The organism is Cyanothece sp. BG0011, assembly GCF_003013815.1.
In the GTDB taxonomy this organism is placed as follows: Bacteria; Cyanobacteriota; Cyanobacteriia; order Cyanobacteriales; family Microcystaceae; genus Crocosphaera.
On sequence record NZ_PRLH01000056.1, the window covers coordinates 1 to 20123 of the forward strand.

Below are 20123 nucleotides of genomic sequence, written 5' to 3' on the forward strand. Positions count from 1 at the left end.
GCCAACAAATAAACCGACCAGCGGGAGACAACTTACACGAGTTGACATTGTGTGTAGATTAATTTAAACTAGGGAAAGTATTAATAGTGGTCGAACTAATGCTTACATTAACTTACGAATTTAAGCTAATCCCAAATAAGCAACAAATTGAGGTAATTGAACATACTTTAAATGTTTGTCGCTCCGTCTGGAATTATGCTTTAAGAGATCGTAAGGACTGGCTAAGTTCTAGAAAATCCCCTGTTAATTCTTGCTCATTAATTCAGGAATATATTATTTCTCCTGACGTACCTTACCCTAATTATCACAATCAAGCTAAAGCATTAACAAAGGCCAAGAAAACTAATGACATACTCAAATCAGTAAACGCTCAAGTTTTACAACAAGTCTTGAGGACTTTAGATAGAGCTTTTGCCGATATGCAGTCCAAAAAGTTAGGCTTTCCGCGCTTTAAAAATAGGGATAGAATGCGGTCTTATGTATATCCTCAAATGCTAAAAGATTGTATTAAAGGTAACGAAATTAAATTACCACACCTAGGATGGGTAAAGTTTAGAAAGTCTAGAGAAATACCTGATGGGTTTGAGTTAAAACAAGCTCGCATTGTAAGGAGAGCTAATGGTTACTTCATGATGCTTTCTTTACAGTTAGATGTTAATATTCCTGACGTTTCTTTTCATGGACATCCTTTAGGTATTGACTTAGGTTTAGATAAATTCTTGGCTACTTCCGATGGTGAACTTGTGGATAGACCTCGATTCTTAAATCGACTACATCGTAAGCTGAAATTGCTACAGCGTAGATTAAGAAATAAGAAAAAAGGCTCTAATAATAGACACAAGTTAAACAAAAAGATAGCTAGATTACATCAACGAATTTCTGATACTCGTAAAGACTGGCATTTCAAGTTAGCTCATCGTCTTTGTGACCAATCACAATCAATATTTATTGAAGATATTGATTTTAGGTCATGGGCTAAAGGAATGTTATCTAAACATTGTCTTGATGCTGGTTTTAGACAATTCATAACCATTCTTAAATGGGTAGCATGGAAAAGAGATGTTTTTGTTAATGAAGTTGACAAGAATTTTACATCTCAAATTTGCCCTAATTGTGGGTTTCATACTGGTAAGAAAACCCTTGATGTTAGAGAGCATAATTGTCCTGAATGTGGGTATAAAACCCACCGAGACGTGGCAGCAGCGCAAGTTATCAGAAATCGTGGTGTAGAAGAATATGCGCTAGGGCATAGCGTATCTGAAAATGCCTGTGGAGATGATGGGACGGGGGCTTTGCCTAGTTACCAATCTGTGAAGCAGGAAATCTTAAGCGCGAGTTTAAGAATCCCTCGTTATAGCGACGTAGGAGCTTAACGAGTGGAGTATGTCAAATAACCATCCCATTGATCCATATTAAAGATCCCCTGGTTAGGACGAGGATCAACATCGTATTGAGCCATCATAATTTGTTGTGCAATAATATTCCAAGAGGCTGAACTATTCGATAATTGGGACTGTAACCATTGTTCTTGTTGGGTTCCCAATAAGTTTATTGTTTCACTTTTAACTTCTTGACAACGAGGTTTTGCCCCATCTCCACAGGGTTGATCACTCCGATATTGTCTCGTATCCAATACCATTAACTTTCCTAAGTTTCCTAGATCAAAGCTTCGATATAGGGTGATGTCTTCCCCTGGTTGGAAAGCAACACGGATAGGAGTATGTTCATAATAAGCTTGATAAGCTGCTTTGCGTCTAGCTTGAAACGCCTCTAAACTTTGATTATCTTCTGGATTTAGGTTAGCGTAATTATTGTCAACTTCGTGATCATCCCAAGTCATGATCCAAGGAAAGCGATGATGAGCAGCTTGTAAGTTAGGATCACGCTTATATTGAGCGTAACGGTTACGATAATCTTCTAGGGTTAAACAATCCTTTCCTTGATGTTGACGAACAGGCTTTTTATGACCCGATCGCTCATAAATATAGTCTCCTAAAAACACCACAAAATCAAGGTCTTCTCTAGCTAGATGTTTATGAGCAACATAATAACCATTTTGCCAGTCTTGACACGAAGCAAAAGCAAAACTTACCTTGTCAACGGAAGTATTGGGGTTAGGTAGGGTTTTTGTTCTAGCGATCGCACTTTGATAGTCCCCCACTTGAAACTGATACCAGTACACTTGATTTGCGTCGAGTTGAGTCACATCCACATGAACAGAATGACCTAATGCTGGGGTAGCCATAACCGTCCCTTGACGGACGATTTCGGTCATTTTCGGGTCTTTAGCGACTTTCCATTGAACAGGAACCCTTTTATTAGGCATTCCGCCCCCTTTTAGGGGATCAGGTGCTAATCTTGTCCAAATTATCACGCGATCGCTTAGAGGATCTCCCGAAGCGACTCCGAGGGTGAAAGGAGAGTTCGAAAAGTCTGGGATAGCAGCAGCTTGAGTGTTTAATTGATCCCTAATAATTAAACCCGAACTTAAAAGGGTTGTGATTAAAAAGTCTCTTCTTTTCATGGTTGGATTAAACTTTTTTGTTTAGACAAAATATAGCAGTTTACGGAATCATCATTGCATACAAAATACAGCGAATTGCGACAAGCGTAAAACTCATATCTTGCACCTTCGATAACACCCCCCACACCCCCCACACCCCCCTTTATAAGGGGGGCAGGGGGGGTAGGGGGCAGGGGGGTGTAGGGGCAGGGGGGTAGGCAAGAGGCAATAGTATTTTATTTTCAGGCTAACTGCTTCAGGATTGACTGTCTTCTTTTCAGCTATTAAGTTATCTTGTAAGGCGTGCAAGATGTCAGTAAAAGACAAAAATTGATAGGGGCATAATATATTATGCCCCTATCAATTTTATTAAGTTATTAAGTGGCAAGATTAGTAACGCTTCATTGCCCGTGACATTTCCCTTTGATCTTGACGACGTTTAACGGTTTCTCGTTTGTCATGGAGTTTTTTACCTCGTCCTAAGCCAAGGCTCACTTTTACCCAACTTCCTTTAAAATAGAGTTTAAGTGGCACTAACGTTAACCCTTTTTGCTCTATTTTCCCAATCAATTGACTAATCTCTTTTCGATGCAGTAGCAATTTACGGGTACGCTTCGGATCGTGATTGAAATATTGACTACTGCCTTGGTAGGGAGAAATATGAACATTGGTTAACCAAGCTTCGCCATTTTTGATGAAGGCATAGCCATCAGCCAAGTTAACCCGTCCGGCACGAATAGACTTAACTTCTGTTCCCACCAGTTCAATTCCCGCCTCATAGGTCTCTAGAATTTCATAGAGAAAGCGAGCTTTACGATTATCACTAATAATTTTGATAGCTTTTTTTTCATTTCCCATAGCCTTTCTAGGCTAACATTTTTTTAAACTTTTAGCAATATCAAATAAAACAGGTTTAAGCCCCTAGGGGATAGAGGCTCAAAACCCATGTAGGTTAATCGATGAGAGCATTTAACAAGACATCGGTCAAAGACATCCCTTTCATATCATCCACGGTGACCGTATCAACGATATCAAATTTCGCCCCAGCCGATTGAAGATCGTCATCTAATGCCTTATAAAAACGAGTTGCGCTTTTATCCGTTCCCACTTGAATAAAGGAAATACCTAACTCATCTTCTCGATCAACTTTCTGAGACGCATCCATTATCAAACTGATCACGGCCTTGCGATCGGTGGGTTCTCCATCCGTAATAACAATAAAGGTTTCTCCATTGGCTTGTGTTGTCCCGGCTGCTTTGCGTTCAAAATAGTTGTTTAGACCATCTTCTAAAACGGCAGCTAAGTCCGTTTGTCCCATGGGTTCGTTTTCTTCGTACACTTTGGTCACCTTATCCGATGTGACGTTATCGTACCGTCTAAAACGACCAGAAAATAGATAGACTGTAATCCCATCAGGATCAATTTCTTCGCACTTTTTCGCTAAGGCTAAGGTTGACTCCTGGGCAATTTGCCAACGGGTTTTGCCCTCAGGACCATCAGAAGTAGCCATACTGCTGCTTTTGTCGATCATCAGGGTGTAATCCCGATTTTCGATACGTGAGTCTCCTGACATATCTTAAAACAACCTCCTAATAAATCTTACATCATCTGAATGACTCTGCTTTCTAGCCTATTATGACCTTTGAGAATTACCCACAAATATCCTGATTTTCATCATAATTGAAACGACCCTGGAAGGATTTGAAGTTAGCGATCGCTGACATAAAATCCTTCAATTGTAAAGTCATATTGCGACACTTTATAAAAATCTTTAAATCTTGTCCTTTTAGCCATGATTGTTATTAACGTAGAACATCAGAAGCAGCTAAATTGTGGAAATTTTTATAATGGACAAAGAATCTCAAAAATACCGTATGGTTTGCACCCTAACCTTCGGTGATATTTACGGTCAAATTATTGTGTGGTTAATTGTTATTTTCTTAACCTTAGCCAGTGTTCTAGGATTATGGAGTAGCACTCGTCAAATTTACGCCCTCGCTGTGGTGGGACTGGTTTTAGTCTTGTCTTTACCCTTCTTACTGTTTGCTTTCGTTACCACTTTACTCAATCATATTGAGTTCACTCCCCTCGAAGCAACAGAAAGCACTCGTTCTTCTTCTCGTAGAAAAATCAAGGCCAACCAACAACCTGCCGAAGCAGCCGGCTAATTTATGATTGTGGAAACGTTCAGCGTTTATGGGTTAAGTGAATCTTAAAGTAGCAATAAGATAAAGATGAGTTTTAACTAATGAGGGTTAAGGATTTTATTTTCCTTAATCCAAAACCCTAATTATACTCATTTTTTAACAAAAGCTCACAGTTCTAACCCATGCTCTCTGACGAAACGTTTCCACTCAGTGATCCTGATTAAGCCTAAACCGTAAAATTTTTGTTTATTTTTATTTAGTTCCGTCTCAACCTTCGACATAATGAAGTTAGTCAAGGTAAGGACAACTAAAAATTAAGGAACATTGAGGGCTTAGGTCTTTTCTAAGTTAACCTTTTGTTTTTGTTGCTTAACCTTTTGGACAACTCAAGGGAGAATTAATATTCTCTTGAAGATAAGCATTAATGAGCGGAAAATGCTCATCTTGTTCTTCCTTAAAACTGAACGAATCACTCTTACCCTTAGCTCTATTTTAACTGGGCTACGGAAGTAATATCTTTGAAAACCTCTACCAATATTTGGAGAGAAAATAATGAATATGTTTAATACTTTAGCACAGTTTTCTCAAATCGCCATCGGCACTGTAACGTTGGGAATAACTACCCTCGTTTTTATTCCTTCTGTTAGCGCGCAAACTGAGATTATTACCGACCCTAAACCCTTAGAAACCTATACAGGAACCCGACAAGATTTAGAGGGAACAGAATCAAGAACCAGGGCTGAAAGCTTAGCGGTAGGGGGAGAATATCCTCGCAATATTGAGATTCCTTCCCTAGAACCTGATAAAAATTCCCTTGAAGCTAAAACCGAGGCTCTCAACGAAACTTTAGAAGACCGCGATTACAATTTAGGGGATGTCAAACGACCCACTTATCGAGTTCCTTTGATTAATTTTTAAACATTAAAACATTATAAAAATCGGTTCAATAGCCGCCAGAACTTATAAAGTAATATCAATTTTTGTTAAAACTTATTGATTTCTGGCGACTTATTGCTATCAATTTATAAATTTTTTTTACAATAAAATTATTGAATGCTGACATTTCGCTTCAATTTGGATAATTATTAATCACCCATAAGAGACTCGCTATAGATAGATAACTAACAATTAAGCGGAAAAAAGCCTATTAGCTGAATCGGAGAAAGCAGTCATGAAAGAGAGACAATTATTTACTAACTATCTTAAAAATCAACGAAATTTTCAAGGAGCTAGTTTACACCAAGCCAACTTAGAAGGGCTTAATTTACAACGAATTAATTTAAGTCGTGCAGACTTAAGTGGAGCCAACTTAAAAGAAACCGATTTAAGTGGTGCTTGTTTAGCTCAAGCCAATTTAACCGATGTGGACTTAACAAAAGCTCATTTAGTTGGGGCTAATCTCACAGAAATTAACCTCATTGGAGCCGATTTAACCGGAGCCGATTTAACTGGGGTTGATTTAACAAAAGCGGACTTACGTTGTGCTAATTTACATAACGCTAATCTCAATAAAGCTAAACTCCAAGAGGTCAATTTAGATGGGGCAGATTTAAGCGGAGCGAAGCTTTGCGGTGCTACGATTATTAACACTGATTTAAGTGTAGCTGATACCCAAGCAATATCTTTAGATAACACTGAAAAATGTGAATCAGAAGAACCGTTATCAGCAACATCAGCGAATTGGGTGAGTTGGGCTGGTTAAATTTAAGTTAAATTCAATCTAAAAAAGATTTAAAAATCTCTTGGTAAAAAACAGGAGATTTTTTTATCCCAATAAAAGAAAAACCAGAAATACAAAAATTTTGACCATGCTAGTCACTCAATCGATACAAATTATACGAGATCTGCTTTAGATAGTATAGTATCAAGTCTCGAAGCAGGGAGAAGGGAGCAGGGAGAAGGGAGCAGGGAGCAGGGAGCAGGGAGAAAAAACGTTACTCTACTAAAATAAGCGGATTTGGTATTAGGATGATTCCTAAATATAATGGTCGTTATTCAGGGCGAACGCATCTTAAATATTTTGATATGAGGCCTTTAATTCTAATTAGCGATCGCGGCCAGAAAAGAAATTTTGGCAACCCCCTTGACCATCATCATGACTGAACCCTATTTATGCCTAAATTTGGCGGACTCATTTCCGAATTTAATTAGGGGAAGAGTTAAGCTATTGTAAATCGGAGAAATTGGTAGCAAGTAATAAGGAATTGGATCAATGATTAAGTATCGGGTTTCACCACTATTAAGAGCTTGGTCAATCAAAATGTTTTTCTGATTTAAACTAAAAATTTTAATGCCTTTGCGCCACAATCTTTGGAATAAATAGGCAGCTTGAATTTTTAAAACTTGACGCTGCTTATCTCTGTCTAGATATCGATACAAGCTAAATTGAGATAAAGTCCGGATTTCTTCAAGACTAGGAATCTTAAAAACTTCACAAAATTGAGGACTAAATCCCAACTTGGTATTTCCCAAAGTTCTGTCACCCTTGACCCTTTGCATAAATAAAACTTGCTTGAACAAGGAACTTGGAGAGCTAATTTGGACATAGAGATAGACTGGACAAATCTGGAGGAGAGCTTTTTGGTCATTATTTAGTTGCTTTTTAAATTTCTGGGTAAGTTGAAGACTTCGGTAGAATTGTTTTCCCAAGTCTTCTGCTAAAGGTTTCATTTGCGAACATTTAAGTGCCAAATGAGAATTGGGAAAAATTCCTAGCTTAGAGTCCTCTTTGCCCAAAATATAAATACCGCTCTTAATTTTGTCAGGAGAAGGGTTAATATTATATTCAGTTTTATTACTCTCCAGGTTGATAATGAAAGATTGTAACCTGTTAATAAATTCTGTTAGAGTTCCATACTCAGAGCTTAATCTGTCATAAATACTGTGAGCAAAATGAAGAGATATTTGACCTATGATTAGTTTTTTGGTAGTGATTCCCATCTAGTTAAAACTTTACTTTATAATGAATTTAACTCTGATGGTGGTGTATCTTGATACAAAATTAGTTAGTAAGATGTAATGAAATTAAAACCGAAAATAACGCTTATTGACCATTTTGAGCAATTGAGTGACCCAAGAGTTGATAGAACTAAAGACCATAAGCTGATTGATATTATTGTTATCGCACTGTGTGCCATGATTTGTGGGGCTGATAACTTTGTGGCCATGGAAACTTACGGAAACTCAAAATACGAATGGTTGAAGCAGTTTTTGGAATTAGAGAGCGGAATCCCCTCTCACGACACTTTTGCACGGGTGTTCGCTCGAATTGACCCAGATGAATTTGAAAAATGTTTTCGCGATTGGGTTAGTTCAGTCGCGGAATTGATGCCAGGAGAAGTGATCAATATTGATGGAAAAACAGTAAAGCATTCAGTCAATAAAGCAGAGGGAAAAAAAGCGATTCACTTGGTAAATGCTTGGGCATCTGAACAAAGATTGGTTCTTGCACAACAAAAAGTCCACGAACGGACGAATGAAATTACGGCTATTCCCCATCTCATCAAAGTTTTGGAACTTAATGGATGTTTAGTTACCATCGACGCAATGGGGACTCAAACGGATATTATTGAAAATAGTCTCCATTGGGTTTTGGATGTGTCTTTTTCAGAAGATGATTGTCCTGTATATAAAGATAATGCCCCTGAGAATTTAGCTATGGTTAGACAGATATCTCTTAATCTTCTCTCAACTGAAAAAACTGCTAAAATAGGGGTAAAAAATAAACGACTCAAAGCAGCTTGGGATGATAAATATCTGGCTAAAGTTTTGGGTATTTAATATTAGCGATTGCCACTATTAAAATAGCCCAATAGCTTATGACAATGATCTCGGTGTGAGGTCAACAATCACATGGCTATTTTTTTCCTAAATTGTCTTATAAACCAGATTTTTTCCTTTGGTAAAAGTTTTTGGAAGTGTTTTTCAAATTACCTGGTAATTGGAAACCTTCAACACATTATAACTCACTTTTGCTAACATTTTAGATGCGTTTGCCCTGGGTCGTTATTTTGTAGTTCTATAAGTTTCTTAAATGTTTTCCGACTCGTAAAGCGTTGGCAATAATGGTTAGGGTGGGATTAACACTCGCACTTGAGGGAAAAAAGCTGCCATCAACCACATACAAATTCTCAACATCATGGGTGCGACAATTGAGATCAAGTACAGAAGTCGTCGGATCTTCTCCAAAACAACAGGTTCCGCAATGGTTAGCCGTAACTTGAACTGGGATTTCGCTACGGGGATAAATACTACTTCTTTTAAACAGAGAATGTTCCAGGGTTTTTTCGACTTGTTTTAACGTGCCGATCCAACGATGAACTAAGCGATCATGAGATTCAATGTTGTTAGGAGTATAATCGATGTACAATTTTTCTCCTTTAAGTCTGACTCGATTATGATGATTGGGTAAGGTTTCAGTTTGTACCCACCAACCAATAGAACGCTTGGCTAACTGTTCTAGGGCAATATCGGGGACGAGTTTGGCTAAAACCGATAAAATAGGCGGAGATTCAGCAAAAATAAGCTCTTGGAGTAATCCCCCTGTATTTTGGATGTGACCCATGGGATAGGGAAACTCGCCCTCTCCCCAGTAAAAATCATTGAGATAAACGGTTCTCGGAAATTTGCCAGAATTAGGGGTGGTACTGAGTTGTACCATAGCTGTCATCAGGGGTTTCATCAGATTGCGTCCCACCTGATCAGAACTGTTGGCAAGTCCATTCGGATGTTTTTCATTAGCAGAACGCAAAAGTAGCGCAGCGGAATTAATTGCACCACAAGCTAAGACGACGACATCAGAAGAAAACAGATATTTTTGTCCCTTTATCTCTGTTTCTACTGATTTTACTTGAGTTCCTGAAGCGTTCGTGTGTAAACAAACCACTTTAGCATCGGTTTTTAGGGTAACGTTAGGAAACCCTAGCACTAGACTAATGCCAAACACTTCTGCGTCTCCTGTGGGATCATCGGTTTGACGGGTTAAGGATAAAGGTAGAGTAGCAGGGTGTAATCCAAGGGTGGCGATCGCATCGACAATTTCTTGAATCGGGGGTTCATGATTGACCGCAGGATAGGGATAATCCATACTACGGAGAGGATCAGTCGGATCTTGACCTGATTTTCCGTGAACTTTGTAGAGTTGTTCAGCTTCGGTGTAATAGGGTTCAAAATCTTGGTATTTTAGGGGCCATTCTGGGGAAATCCCGTCTTGGTGTTGGACGGCTTCAAAGTCTTTTTCCCGCATCCTTAAGAGGGCTGCGCCGTAGATTTTAGTATTGCCACCCACAGCATAATTAGTTTGAGGAGAAAAGGGTTCCCCTGCATTGTCGTACCATTTTTCGGATGGATGATACCATTCTCTTTTAAAAACATCTACGTTGCTTCTATTTTGGTCTTCTAGGGGCATAAAATTACCCCGTTCTAAAATCAATATTTTTTTTCCAGTTGAGGCTAATTTATAGGCTAAGGTTCCGCCACCTGCTCCAGTTCCAATGATAATAATATCATAAGTTTGATCATCAATAATCATAATGAATTCTACCTGTACGAGATTATTTATACTGAGTCAACGGTCGTTGAACTCTACTGCCAAAGATAAAGCAGGACAAATAAGATAATCCAAATAACATCAACAAAATGCCAAAATAAGGAAGTTGCCATAATCCCAAAATGCCCTGTATCATAATTACCTGGAATAAAGGAACGACCTAACATAATGCCTTGCAAAAGAATTCCTGTAAAAACGTGCAAACCGTGAAACCCTGTTAATAAATAAAACATTCCTCCAAATACACCAGAAGTAAAGCCAAATTTTAACCCATGCCATTCAATGCCTTGACCAACTAAAAAGTAAGTTCCCATTGCCATAGTTGCTAAAAGAAATACTCTAAAACCCCATAATTTATGACGTTCCAAAAATTGCTCAGCAACATAAATAACAAAACTACTAGACACTAAAATTACTGTATTAATGGCAGGTTCTTTAATTTCTAATCCTGATACTCCAGTAGGCAACCAGTCAACGGTCGTTGTTTTATAGATAATATACCCTGCAAAAAAACTCAGAAAAATGATACTTTCTGATAACAAAAACACAATAAAACCAAACAGACTATTAGCTTGTTCATCATGTTCATATTCTTGACTAAGATGATGCTCTAAATGGTGTAACTTTTCTGAGCTTAAAGAACTATCCATAATTCAATTTTTCTCCTAATTATTCAGATTTAACATGACCATTTGCAGTCAACGGTTCAGATTTTCCATAACTATAGGGTTCGGAAATAACAATAGGAATTTCCTCAAAATTCTCAACATCTGGAGGTGAAGTGGTTAACCATTCCAAACCAATAGCGTGCCAAGGATTATCCCCTGCTTCTTGACCTTGTATCCAAGAACTAACCATATTTAAAATGAAGGGTAAGGTAGACATTCCTAACAAAAAGCCCCCTAAACTTGCTATCACATTCCAAAAGGTATATTGAGGGTCATAGGAAGACACACGACGCAACATTCCTTGTAACCCCAAGGGGTGCATCGGTAAAAAATTGAGATTGGTTCCAATAAAAGCTAACCAAAAATGTAACTGACCTAAGCCTTCGTAATACATACGTCCTGTCATTTTAGGAAACCAATGATAAAGGGCTGCATACATCCCCATCGTCACCGTTCCATACAAAACATAGTGAAAATGACCCACCACAAAATAGGTATTATTAACATGAATATCTATCGGAACTGCAGACAACATAATGCCTGTAATACCCGCAAAGACAAACATAATTAATGCCCCCAACGCAAACAACATCGGAGTATTCAAACGCAGTTTACCGCCCCAAATTGTCCCAACCCAAGCAAATACTTTAATCCCTGTGGGAACGGAAACACACATGGTAGACAACATAAACACCATTCTCATCCATCCTGGTGTCCCACTCGCATACATATGATGCACCCAAACTAACCCACTCACTCCCGCAATAATTAAAGAAGAAATTGCCACAACTTTGTAACCAAACAGAGGTTTACGGGAATAAACAGGAAATATTTCCGAAAAAATGCCAAAGATGGGCAAAATAATCACATAAACCGCAGGATGAGAATAAAACCAGAAAAAGTGCTGAAATAAAACCGCATTACCTCCCTTTGCAGGGTCAAAAAAGCTGGTTCCAACCGTTAAATCAAATAACAACATCACGGCCCCGGCAGTTAAGGCAGGGAGTCCAAACAATTGAATAATCTGTGCGCTGAAGACTGTCCACACAAAAGCCGGCATTCGGAAAAAGGTCATACCTGGGGCCCGCATTTTGACGATAGTGGTGACAAAATTAACCGCCCCCATAATAGAAGATACACCCGATATGGCAACGGCTAAAATCCACAAAAATTGTCCACTAATTAAGTCTCCAGAGGGGTTTTGCAGACTGACAGGGGGATAAGACCACCATCCCGCTTGGGCCGAACCACTGGGGACAAAAAAGCTGGCCATGACCAAAATACCCACTACAGGAACCATCCAAAAAGCGGCTGCATTGAGACGGGGAAAAGCCATATCTCGCGCCCCTATCATCAAGGGAACTAAATAATTAGCTAACCCGACTAAAGAGGGAAATGTCCACAAAAACAGCATAATTGTGCCGTGCATGGTAAACATTCCATTGTAAAAAGTGCGGTCTACTAAATCAGATTCAGGGGTGATTAATTCTCCCCGAATAATCATGGCGAAAATACCTCCTACTAAGAAGAAAAAGAAGGAAGTGACAAGGTATTGAATACCAATGACTTTATGATCGGTACTAAAACTAAAATATCGCTTCCAATCTCTTGCTGATGCTTGATGATGGTGTTCTATGTGAGTTTGGATCACTATTTTTTCCTGGGAACTATTATTATTAATTGTGGTCATTAGTTGTTGTCTCCTAAGTGCTTGATCTCGGAACAAACGACCTTTACTGATAATTCACGAGAGGCGGTTGGGCAGGTGTAATAGACGGCCACCCTGTTTTAATCATTTTTGGAGATTGTTGATTGTATTCAGAAAAAGCTTGATTATCGGCTAAAAAAGGGGTTTGTTTGGCTGCTTTTTTTAACCAGGTTTCATAATCTTCTTTTGATTGCACCACCACATTAGCGGTCATGGTGGCAAAATAAGTTCCACTAAATTGAGAGTCGGTTAATTGATAGTTTCCTTGACGAATGGGGGTAAATTCTAAGGCAATAGTTTCCTGGGGAATCATATCTTGTTTGACCCGAAAGGCAGGAATATAAAAACCGTGGAGAACATCTTGCGATCGCAGTGCCAAATGCACTCTTTGATCAATGGGCAAATGTAATTCTGTACTGGTAATATTGCTCTCAGGATAATGAAAAATCCAAGCCCATTGTTTGGCAATGACTTCTATAGTTTCAAAAGGTTTATCGACTGTTGTAACAGTTTCTATATCTATCGATTGATGGGAGTGATGATGACCGCCTTGAATGCCCATTTGCTGATAAATTTGGTAGCTATATCCTGCAATCCAAAAAACTAATAAGATGGGGATTACTGTCCAAATAATTTCTAAGGTAACATTGCCTTCAATAGCAGGTCCGTCACTCCAATCATATTTTGCGGCTCGATTAAACATCACAAAATAAATGACAACTCCCGTTACACCGAGAAAAATAAATGACCCCAAACTTACCAAAAAGGTAAATAAATTATCAATTAAAATGGCTTCTGTTGTTCCTTGGGGTGGCAACCAACCATAAGATAATTGTCCTATCCAAAGACTAATCAAACTTAAGGCGATCGCCATTGTCATTAGTAACAAAATCCGTCGTTTTTCCATGTAGCCTCTAAGATGTAGTTCTGCTATTGCGATATCAAACGTTATTGAAGTAAGAAATTTGCCTGTTTTCCTAATTTCAATAAACCCGTAGCCGTATTATGAACCCCAAATTCAGCCGCTAATTGGGCGCCTAGTGTTCCGTGTAAAAACATTAAAAACAGAATAAAAACCCCTGTTAATAAATAACTCCACTGCACTTGTATAGCTTCATCATTGCGCCACAAATAGCGTTGAAATCCTCGCCAGACAGTCATACCAATGATTAAACCTAAGAGAAAAACACCCCCTACTCCATGCCATAACATGGTTTCCATTCCCTGCAAACCCCAAGCACTTTTTACCCCAGGAATGGGTTCAGCTAACATAATTTCATAGAACCCTGCTGCCACTGTAAAAAACGTAATAATTGCTGAAGCCAGCATATTGTACCAACCCACATCAAAAAAATTAGACCGAGTAGCCCGAATCGCTAACAGTTTGAACATAGGTTTTTCTAAGGGAAAGAAAACGCCAACGAAATCAAAACCAATGGCAATAATAAACAACCCTAATGTGAAATGAACTAGGTTAGGATGGATAGGAATAGTATAGGGAAGTCCATTCGCTCCTAGATGAGATTTAACTTGATTAATTAAGTCGGGGTTCATTGTAAAATTCCCTCCTTAGTTGCTTCAACGATGGGAACTGTATGGAGTCCATAGATCCAAACTAATTCATCACCAAGATAGACTTGAAAACTGACTAAAATTACTAAAATTAATCCCATTCCTAAATAGGCAATAGGTAATTTATGTGGACTGCGTAACCGAATCACATAACGCCACCCTGTAAGAGTAGCAATAACCCCTGAAAGCGACCATCCTATTAGGGTGTGTAAATTTAAAACAGGTTTAACAGCAGCATAAGGTTGGGCTAAACCTGCTTCATATTGTCCAAAAACAATGGCAATAAAAATTGCAATGGTAGCAAAAAACATATTCCACCAACTTACTTCATATAAACGAATATTATGGCTAAAATAGCCGATAATATCGCAAATAAAAGCAAATACCACCATTGCAATTACAAAATGGACAACGATAGGATGAATCGTATCAGGATAGGGTAAATTGTGATCGTTTAAAACAAGAAAATAGGTAATCATTCTACATTTCTAGATACGATCAATAACCTGAACGAAGATTCTTTTCACTCTCTCAATTTAGTCAAATATATTTAATAAATCAGTATCCTTTAATACTAATTAAGTAACTAATTTAGATTGACAAACTGTCTTATTTAAAGACATAAAAGTAAGACAGTTTGTCTTACTTTAAATTTGACAGTTTGTCATAGTTCAGGAAGATATCTATAAAGAAAATGTCCTCATATTTGACAATAGGTCTTTTGACTACACTCAATGATTCTGTCAGAATCTACAATAAAATTGTCAAATCATTATTGATTGTGGGAGTGGCTAAACGTGAATTTAAATTTTCATCGTACAGACTTCTCAGTAGGTGATACACCCCTATCTGTTGCGTCAGGCAACTTTAAAGTCATCAGCTATTTTCAGATAATATTGACTGCTGAGTGCTGAATACTGAATGCTTAAATTGTTTAGTTTTTACTCACATCTTGCACCTTCGCTAAAACTAGCTAGTTTAGAGAGGGAACAGGGAACACTTCGACAAGCTCAGTGCTTCGCCGGCAACGGGGAACAGGGTTTATTTTAACTGTAACTGATTAAGAATTGATTTCCTTGAGTTTCTTCTTAAGTTTTTATGTAAGGTGTGCAAGATGTCAGTCATGGGGGTTCCCCCCATGAGCGACTGCATCAAAAAGCTTCTGGAGGCGTTCTATCGAGGTCAATCACTGATTGGCTAGACAAGAGCCTTTAAGAGAAGAATCCCACACGGTTCTACCTGTGGGAGGGTCAAGATTGAGGCATTAAATGTTCTGCCACAAAATTAGTATACACATCCCCTGCTAAAAAGGCGGGGGTTTCTAATACCCGTTTATGAAAATCAATGGTAGTAGGAACTCCTGTAATGGCACATTCTCTTAAAGCCCGTTTCATGCGTTTAATGGCTGTATTTCTATCAGGACCCCAGACAATTAATTTACCAATTAAAGAATCATAATAAGGGGGAATTTCGTAATCAGTGTAAACATGGGAATCCATTCTCACTCCTGGACCACCGGGGGGAAGATAACCGCTAATTTTCCCAGGATGGGGTCGAAAATTGAGATCGGGATCTTCAGCATTAATGCGACATTCAATGGCATGGCCTTTTAAGGCAATTTCTGATTGTTTGAATTGTAATTTTTCTCCTTGGGCGATACGAATTTGTTCGGTAATTAAATCCAATCCCGTGATCATTTCTGTCACCGGGTGTTCCACTTGGATACGGGTATTCATTTCCATAAAATAGAAATTCCCCTGATTATCCACTAAAAATTCTACGGTTCCGGCACCGACATAATTAATGGACTTAGCCGCTTTAACGGCGGCTTCTCCCATTTTTTTGCGGAGTTGGGGGGTTAAAAAAGGACTAGGGGCTTCTTCTAACAATTTTTGGTGACGACGTTGAATGGAACAGTCCCTTTCCCCTAAATGAATGACATTACCATAACTATCCGCTAATATCTGAAATTCAATATGACGGGGCCGTTCGATAAATTTTTCTAAATAAACGCCAGCATTGGCAAAGGCCGCTTCGGCTTCTCCCTGGGCTGCTTGAAAAAGGCGAGAAAACTCACTTTCTTCTCGCACTAAGCGCATTCCTCGCCCACCCCCTCCGGCGGTTGCTTTAATCATCACAGGATAACCCACGTCACGGGCGACCTTTAAGGCTTCTTCTTCATTATCCAGGAGTCCGGCACTACCAGGAACCGTGGGAACCCCTGCTTTTTGCATGGTTTTTTTAGCTGTGGACTTATCACCCATGGCACGAATGGCCTCCGGAGACGGGCCAATAAAAACAAGTTGGTGATCGGCACAAATTTCTGCAAAACGAGCATTTTCCGCCAAAAATCCGTATCCTGGATGAATTGCCGTAGCGTTGCGCGTTAGAGCAGCCGAGATAATATTGGGAATATTGAGATAACTTTTACCACTGGCCGGCGGACCAATACACACACTTTCATCGGCTAGTTGAACATGGAGGGCTTGGCGATCGATGGTAGAGTGAACCGCAACCGTCCCAATACCGAGTTCTTCGCAAGTGTGTAAAATTCGTAAGGCGATCTCCCCGCGATTGGCAATTAGGATTTTGGAAAATTGCATCATTTAACCTGTGCATAAACAGTCCTATCTAGTAGGATATCTGGTTTTGTCCTTCTGAGGATAGTCACGGGGAGAGACAAGGATTATTAATTCACCAACTGAGGGGTTAAATCAATGGTTTCTCCAGGTTTAGGAGTCATCACTTGAGTGGCAAGGTCATTCTTTTGTAGCTGCTGACGAAACTTCTCAATGGTTCCTTCTTGTCGCAATAAAGAGACTAATAGTCCTTGATATTCGGTTTCTTTGGCATCAGCCGTGGGTAAGACAAACTTAGGTTTTAGGGTTTGACATAATTTAAGGGTGGTTTGTTGACCCTGTAACACGGGAAGAAGATGTAAAATACTGATTCCTACCACTGGGGTTAAAATAATGTCGACAGGGGCTTCTTGTTGTAACTCAGTGCTATGATTACCGTGGGGTTCGTAGTAGAGTTTTTGCCCTTCTTTTAAATCGCTAATAATATAAGCATTTTCTACCAATTGCGGACCAACAAGCGATCCAGGGAAGGCTTTAATCTCAATGGTTTCATCGAAGGTGTAACTATCTCCGTGATCCAGGGTACGGATGTCTGTGTAGCCTAATTCTTTGACCACTTTTGTAGCGTTGGGAGAGGCAACCACTGGAATATTATGATCCAGTTCTTTTAAACTAGGAATATGAGCATGATCGTCTAATCCTTGGGATAAAAGAATCAAATCAATGGGCTTATTAAGCTCATAACTGTTTGATTTAACCCCTTTGAATAACCAATCTAAATTACCAAAAACTAACGGACCGACTAACCAGGGATCAAGAAGGATTCTTTTCCCTGAAATTTCCATTAACCAAGAGTTATTATCAAGCCAGGTAAGTTTCATAAAAATTCTAATTATTGATTGTTTTCAAAAAAATGACAATACTACTATTATTCTGACATAACCAGAAACTATTTTTCAAAAAAATTTTTGATTATTCTATTTTATTTAAGAGGTTTTTTAACTTTTCTTCCACCAATTCATGGCTATATTCATCATTAGGATGGGCTTTTTGTCCTGGAGATTGAAAATAAGGACGCTCATCATACATTTGTCCCCATTTGAAGTCAACTTGTCTGACTAATTCATAAAATAACTCAGAATTAGTTAAAATCTTATCTAGCAGTTGTTTTAACCCTTGTAGCGGACGGTTTAAATGTTGACTGATTTGTCCTTCGTCTCCCTTTACCCACGTCTGTAAAATAACTTGTAAGGCCCCAGATGAATCCTCTAGATTTAGAGCAATAAATGTATTAATTTCTGTGGTTGCTTGCACAAATTTGGGAACAGGAGATTCCCCTTTTAAAAAGTCTCCCCCCTCTCGACCAATGGCTTCGGCTAAAGAAAATTTACGTCCTGCTAAAATTTCTTGCTGAATGGCTTTATTTTTAGCTTGTTCTTGCTTATCTTCCATCAGTTGTATTGAATGGCTCTAAATTAAAAATATTATAACTCTGACTTCTCATTCCGTGACACTGCATTAAGCTGAATGGTCAAGAAAAGTTAAATTTCATTGAACTCTGGGCAAATCCTCTGTTACTGTAACCTATGATGAGTTAAGTAGGCTTGAATCAAGCTTTAAACCATAGGGTTTGGCTGTTTATGGAGTAATGATGATATGCCACAACAAGATTGGTTGATTCAAGATCATGGGGAATGTCTGTCTTTTTCATCTCCTCGACAGTGGGACTTATTAAGCGCAACGACATCCTATCGTCTACATCGCTTTTTAACAGAATTAGATGATGTGGTTAACCAAGCAGAAATGAGTCAACAACCAGAAACAGAATATCTTCCGACCCTGCGTCGTTTGGTACGGAAGTTACTGTTGAATGTTTATTGGATAAGTCAAGAGATTCCTACTCCTTCGACAACTACTGGAAGCGAGGTAAAGTTACTCTACGATGAACCGGGTTATCCTTTAACTTTGCAAACGGAGATTATGTTACCAGGAACTAGCACCCCCATTCATAACCACGGAACCTGGGGCGTTGTGGCTACTTTACAAGGACAACAGAAAAATACCTTTTGGAAACCTGTCCCCACAGAAGAATACCCCCAAAACATCGAAAAAGTAGGTGAAAAGACGTTTCAAACAGGGGATATTATTAGTTTTACAACAGAAGCTATCCATTGTGTTGAAGCGACAGGCAATAAACCCACTGTTACCTTGAATCTTTATGGAGATACTCATGCCTCGAAACGGTTTAAGTTTGACCCTAAGACTCACAAAGCTTATCACTTTTAAGTTAAGTCCGTTGGGAAAGTTGCCAGGAAACTGAACATGAGAATGAATCGAATGATTCGGTTAGTCTAGTTAGGAGATTCTTCAGTGGTTAAGTGATTGAGTCGATCAATCACTAAAGGAATAGCAATAATACTCAACTTCAAAATCCAAGGAGCAAACAGAAGCGTTAACAGAGATGCCAGGATAGCAACACATCCCATAGCAGCTTTCACCACATCCTCTTTTAAGTTATAACTCAAAAAAGCTGACACTGAAGCGATCGCTAAAGTGATTAAAGAAATGATAAGCATTGTTATGTTACAACCTCATGTTTTCGACAGTTTGAGCGTTCCTTCGGCTAAGGATAAAAGCCTACTTCCGTCCCTTCACTGCGTTTGTTCCTAACAATGTAGAGATGAACGACAAAGCTATTTGCATTTCTTAATAATACATAACTTTTAACATCAGTGTCAACCCTTAGGAACCTGTTGTCAAGGTTTCATGGTTTTTTGGTCATTAACCCCTTGACAACAGGCAATAGAGTGATTAGAACCTAAATTGAGAATCATCCATTTCAAAAGACGGTACTGTATCACGATTGGTATTTTGAGGGACTTCTCTGGTGGGTAACCCTTGCATCCACAACGCCATAACTAATAAAGCGACTGTCATCAACACTTCCCAGAAGAATACTGGATAAGAAGAAGTTGAGCCTTTTTGTGTCGATGATGGGTTAATCCGGTTCCAGGAATTTTCTTGAAGACTCATTTTTTCAGAAGTTAATCTAGAAACGGAGTCTTTGGTTAGGGAAGTTTTGTTTACAGTAATAATTTTCGTGGTTTCGTCTGTTTGGGAACTGTTACAACACTTAGAATGGGTTTCTTTGGATTGAGATTTAACAACAGGCGATCGCTCTATATCAGAATTAATGGGTCCGTGATTCATCGGTTATAGTCCTCGTCGATAGCAAGCTGAGATAGCGATAACCCTACGTTCACGGCTTACGATGGGAATCTATGCTATCCCTAATAGTAGACATCAGTTATTCTTTGAAACCTCTCACACCCACTCAAGATAATTTCTAATGTCTGTAATATTTTTTAATTAAGAGATGTATTATCTACTATATCTAG

General features: G+C 38.8%; 21 protein-coding genes and 1 riboswitch. Of the genes, 6 read left to right on the forward strand and 15 right to left on the reverse strand.

Annotated features, from left to right (window positions below; all coding sequences use genetic code 11):
* Positions 1–98 precede the first annotated feature (98 nt).
* Positions 99–1373, forward strand: a complete 1275-nt coding sequence (locus C4E06_RS08335) for an RNA-guided endonuclease TnpB family protein (RefSeq protein WP_107666431.1) — start codon at positions 99–101, stop codon at positions 1371–1373.
* On the opposite strand, the gene C4E06_RS08340 is transcribed toward C4E06_RS08335, so the two are convergent.
* From C4E06_RS08340 to C4E06_RS08350, 3 genes are all read right to left on the reverse strand, one after another.
* A complete protein-coding gene (locus C4E06_RS08340) occupies positions 1370–2524 on the reverse strand; it encodes an alkaline phosphatase (protein WP_198648431.1) in 1155 nt (384 codons plus the stop codon). The two genes, C4E06_RS08335 and C4E06_RS08340, sit on opposite strands and share 4 nt — an antisense overlap.
* 369 nt (positions 2525–2893) lie before the next feature.
* Positions 2894–3361 (reverse strand): SsrA-binding protein SmpB, encoded by a 468-nt coding sequence (gene smpB, locus C4E06_RS08345; protein WP_107667650.1) that lies wholly within the window; start codon positions 3359–3361, stop codon positions 2894–2896.
* A gap of 94 nt (positions 3362–3455) precedes the next feature.
* Entirely contained in the window at positions 3456–4076 is a 621-nt protein-coding gene (locus tag C4E06_RS08350; protein WP_107667651.1) for a VWA domain-containing protein, read from the reverse strand.
* 274 nt (positions 4077–4350) lie between these two features.
* Here C4E06_RS08350 and C4E06_RS08355 point away from each other — a divergent pair, with 274 nt between their 5' ends.
* The 3 genes from C4E06_RS08355 to C4E06_RS08365 all read left to right on the forward strand — a co-directional run bounded on the left by C4E06_RS08355 (position 4351) and on the right by C4E06_RS08365 (position 6352).
* Complete coding sequence (locus C4E06_RS08355) at positions 4351–4671, forward strand: hypothetical protein (protein WP_009547594.1); 321 nt, start codon at positions 4351–4353, stop codon at positions 4669–4671.
* Positions 4672–5202: 531 nt separating this feature from the next.
* On the forward strand, positions 5203–5568 hold the full coding sequence (locus C4E06_RS08360; RefSeq protein ID WP_107667652.1) for a hypothetical protein: 366 nt from the start codon (positions 5203–5205) through the stop codon (positions 5566–5568).
* A gap of 253 nt (positions 5569–5821) precedes the next feature.
* On the forward strand, positions 5822–6352 hold the full coding sequence (locus C4E06_RS08365; RefSeq protein ID WP_107667653.1) for a pentapeptide repeat-containing protein: 531 nt from the start codon (positions 5822–5824) through the stop codon (positions 6350–6352).
* Positions 6353–6756: 404 nt separating this feature from the next.
* Here C4E06_RS08365 and C4E06_RS27300 read toward each other — a convergent pair whose 3' ends face one another.
* Positions 6757–7122, reverse strand: a complete 366-nt coding sequence (locus tag C4E06_RS27300; RefSeq protein WP_198648432.1) for a hypothetical protein — start codon at positions 7120–7122, stop codon at positions 6757–6759.
* Between the two features lie 546 nt (positions 7123–7668).
* Here C4E06_RS27300 and C4E06_RS08375 point away from each other — a divergent pair.
* Entirely contained in the window at positions 7669–8430 is a 762-nt protein-coding gene (locus tag C4E06_RS08375; RefSeq protein ID WP_107667655.1) for an ISAs1 family transposase, read from the forward strand.
* A gap of 238 nt (positions 8431–8668) precedes the next feature.
* On the opposite strand, the gene C4E06_RS08380 is transcribed toward C4E06_RS08375, so the two are convergent.
* The 9 genes from C4E06_RS08380 to C4E06_RS08420 all read right to left on the reverse strand — a co-directional run bounded on the left by C4E06_RS08380 (position 8669) and on the right by C4E06_RS08420 (position 18177).
* Positions 8669–10180, reverse strand: coding sequence for a GMC oxidoreductase (locus tag C4E06_RS08380; RefSeq protein WP_107667656.1), 1512 nt, complete (start codon positions 10178–10180; stop codon positions 8669–8671).
* Positions 10181–10233: 53 nt separating this feature from the next.
* Positions 10234–10848, reverse strand: coding sequence for a heme-copper oxidase subunit III (locus C4E06_RS08385; RefSeq protein WP_107667657.1), 615 nt, complete (start codon positions 10846–10848; stop codon positions 10234–10236).
* A gap of 19 nt (positions 10849–10867) precedes the next feature.
* Positions 10868–12556 carry a cbb3-type cytochrome c oxidase subunit I gene (locus C4E06_RS08390; protein WP_107667658.1) on the reverse strand — a complete coding sequence of 563 codons (1689 nt, stop codon included), beginning with the start codon at positions 12554–12556 and terminating at the stop codon, positions 10868–10870.
* 43 nt (positions 12557–12599) lie between these two features.
* The gene (locus C4E06_RS08395; protein WP_107667659.1) at positions 12600–13481 is read right to left on the reverse strand and encodes a cytochrome c oxidase subunit II; all 882 of its coding nucleotides are present in this window, start codon (positions 13479–13481) and stop codon (positions 12600–12602) included.
* 41 nt (positions 13482–13522) lie between these two features.
* Positions 13523–14128 (reverse strand): DUF2231 domain-containing protein, encoded by a 606-nt coding sequence (locus C4E06_RS08400; protein WP_107667660.1) that lies wholly within the window; start codon positions 14126–14128, stop codon positions 13523–13525.
* Positions 14125–14625 (reverse strand): DUF2231 domain-containing protein, encoded by a 501-nt coding sequence (locus C4E06_RS08405; RefSeq protein WP_107667661.1) that lies wholly within the window; start codon positions 14623–14625, stop codon positions 14125–14127. Before C4E06_RS08405 ends, C4E06_RS08400 begins: the two co-directional genes overlap by 4 nt.
* A 771-nt stretch (positions 14626–15396) precedes the next feature.
* Entirely contained in the window at positions 15397–16749 is a 1353-nt protein-coding gene (gene accC / locus C4E06_RS08410) for an acetyl-CoA carboxylase biotin carboxylase subunit (RefSeq protein ID WP_107667662.1), read from the reverse strand.
* A gap of 86 nt (positions 16750–16835) precedes the next feature.
* Positions 16836–17606, reverse strand: a complete 771-nt coding sequence (locus C4E06_RS08415; RefSeq protein ID WP_107667663.1) for an MBL fold metallo-hydrolase — start codon at positions 17604–17606, stop codon at positions 16836–16838.
* A gap of 91 nt (positions 17607–17697) precedes the next feature.
* Positions 17698–18177: a hypothetical protein gene (locus tag C4E06_RS08420; protein WP_107667664.1), complete on the reverse strand. Its 480-nt coding sequence runs from the start codon at positions 18175–18177 to the stop codon at positions 17698–17700.
* A 204-nt stretch (positions 18178–18381) separates the two neighbouring features.
* Here C4E06_RS08420 and C4E06_RS08425 point away from each other — a divergent pair, with 204 nt between their 5' ends.
* Entirely contained in the window at positions 18382–19011 is a 630-nt protein-coding gene (locus C4E06_RS08425) for a cupin (protein ID WP_107667665.1), read from the forward strand.
* Positions 19012–19076: 65 nt separating this feature from the next.
* On the opposite strand, the gene C4E06_RS08430 is transcribed toward C4E06_RS08425, so the two are convergent.
* Complete coding sequence (locus C4E06_RS08430) at positions 19077–19301, reverse strand: riboflavin synthase subunit alpha (RefSeq protein WP_107667666.1); 225 nt, start codon at positions 19299–19301, stop codon at positions 19077–19079.
* A gap of 32 nt (positions 19302–19333) precedes the next feature.
* Positions 19334–19414, reverse strand: a riboswitch (Glutamine riboswitch).
* A 122-nt stretch (positions 19415–19536) separates the two neighbouring features.
* Positions 19537–19935 carry a hypothetical protein gene (locus C4E06_RS08435; RefSeq protein WP_107667667.1) on the reverse strand — a complete coding sequence of 133 codons (399 nt, stop codon included), beginning with the start codon at positions 19933–19935 and terminating at the stop codon, positions 19537–19539.
* Positions 19936–20123: the final 188 nt, after the last annotated feature.

Bases quoted from the DNA above. Each gene is read 5' to 3' on its own strand.
- C4E06_RS08365 (WP_107667653.1), top strand. From the start codon at position 5,822: ATGAAAGAGAGACAATTATTTACTAACTATCTTAAAAATCAACGAAAT.
- C4E06_RS08415 (WP_107667663.1), bottom strand. From the start codon at position 17,606: ATGAAACTTACCTGGCTTGATAATAACTCTTGGTTAATGGAAATTTCA.
- accC (WP_107667662.1), bottom strand. From the start codon at position 16,749: ATGCAATTTTCCAAAATCCTAATTGCCAATCGCGGGGAGATCGCCTTA.
- C4E06_RS08380 (WP_107667656.1), bottom strand. From the start codon at position 10,180: ATGATTATTGATGATCAAACTTATGATATTATTATCATTGGAACTGGA.
- C4E06_RS08400 (WP_107667660.1), bottom strand. From the start codon at position 14,128: ATGAACCCCGACTTAATTAATCAAGTTAAATCTCATCTAGGAGCGAAT.
- smpB (WP_107667650.1), bottom strand. From the start codon at position 3,361: ATGGGAAATGAAAAAAAAGCTATCAAAATTATTAGTGATAATCGTAAA.
- C4E06_RS08430 (WP_107667666.1), bottom strand. From the start codon at position 19,301: ATGCTTATCATTTCTTTAATCACTTTAGCGATCGCTTCAGTGTCAGCT.
- C4E06_RS08335 (WP_107666431.1), top strand. From the start codon at position 99: ATGCTTACATTAACTTACGAATTTAAGCTAATCCCAAATAAGCAACAA.
- C4E06_RS08375 (WP_107667655.1), top strand. From the start codon at position 7,669: ATGAAATTAAAACCGAAAATAACGCTTATTGACCATTTTGAGCAATTG.
- C4E06_RS08355 (WP_009547594.1), top strand. From the start codon at position 4,351: ATGGACAAAGAATCTCAAAAATACCGTATGGTTTGCACCCTAACCTTC.
- C4E06_RS08390 (WP_107667658.1), bottom strand. From the start codon at position 12,556: ATGACCACAATTAATAATAATAGTTCCCAGGAAAAAATAGTGATCCAA.
- C4E06_RS08405 (WP_107667661.1), bottom strand. From the start codon at position 14,625: ATGATTACCTATTTTCTTGTTTTAAACGATCACAATTTACCCTATCCT.
- C4E06_RS08360 (WP_107667652.1), top strand. From the start codon at position 5,203: ATGAATATGTTTAATACTTTAGCACAGTTTTCTCAAATCGCCATCGGC.
- C4E06_RS08350 (WP_107667651.1), bottom strand. From the start codon at position 4,076: ATGTCAGGAGACTCACGTATCGAAAATCGGGATTACACCCTGATGATC.
- C4E06_RS08385 (WP_107667657.1), bottom strand. From the start codon at position 10,848: ATGGATAGTTCTTTAAGCTCAGAAAAGTTACACCATTTAGAGCATCAT.
- C4E06_RS08395 (WP_107667659.1), bottom strand. From the start codon at position 13,481: ATGGAAAAACGACGGATTTTGTTACTAATGACAATGGCGATCGCCTTA.
- C4E06_RS08425 (WP_107667665.1), top strand. From the start codon at position 18,382: ATGCCACAACAAGATTGGTTGATTCAAGATCATGGGGAATGTCTGTCT.
- C4E06_RS08340 (WP_198648431.1), bottom strand. From the start codon at position 2,524: ATGAAAAGAAGAGACTTTTTAATCACAACCCTTTTAAGTTCGGGTTTA.
- C4E06_RS08420 (WP_107667664.1), bottom strand. From the start codon at position 18,177: ATGGAAGATAAGCAAGAACAAGCTAAAAATAAAGCCATTCAGCAAGAA.
- C4E06_RS08435 (WP_107667667.1), bottom strand. From the start codon at position 19,935: ATGAATCACGGACCCATTAATTCTGATATAGAGCGATCGCCTGTTGTT.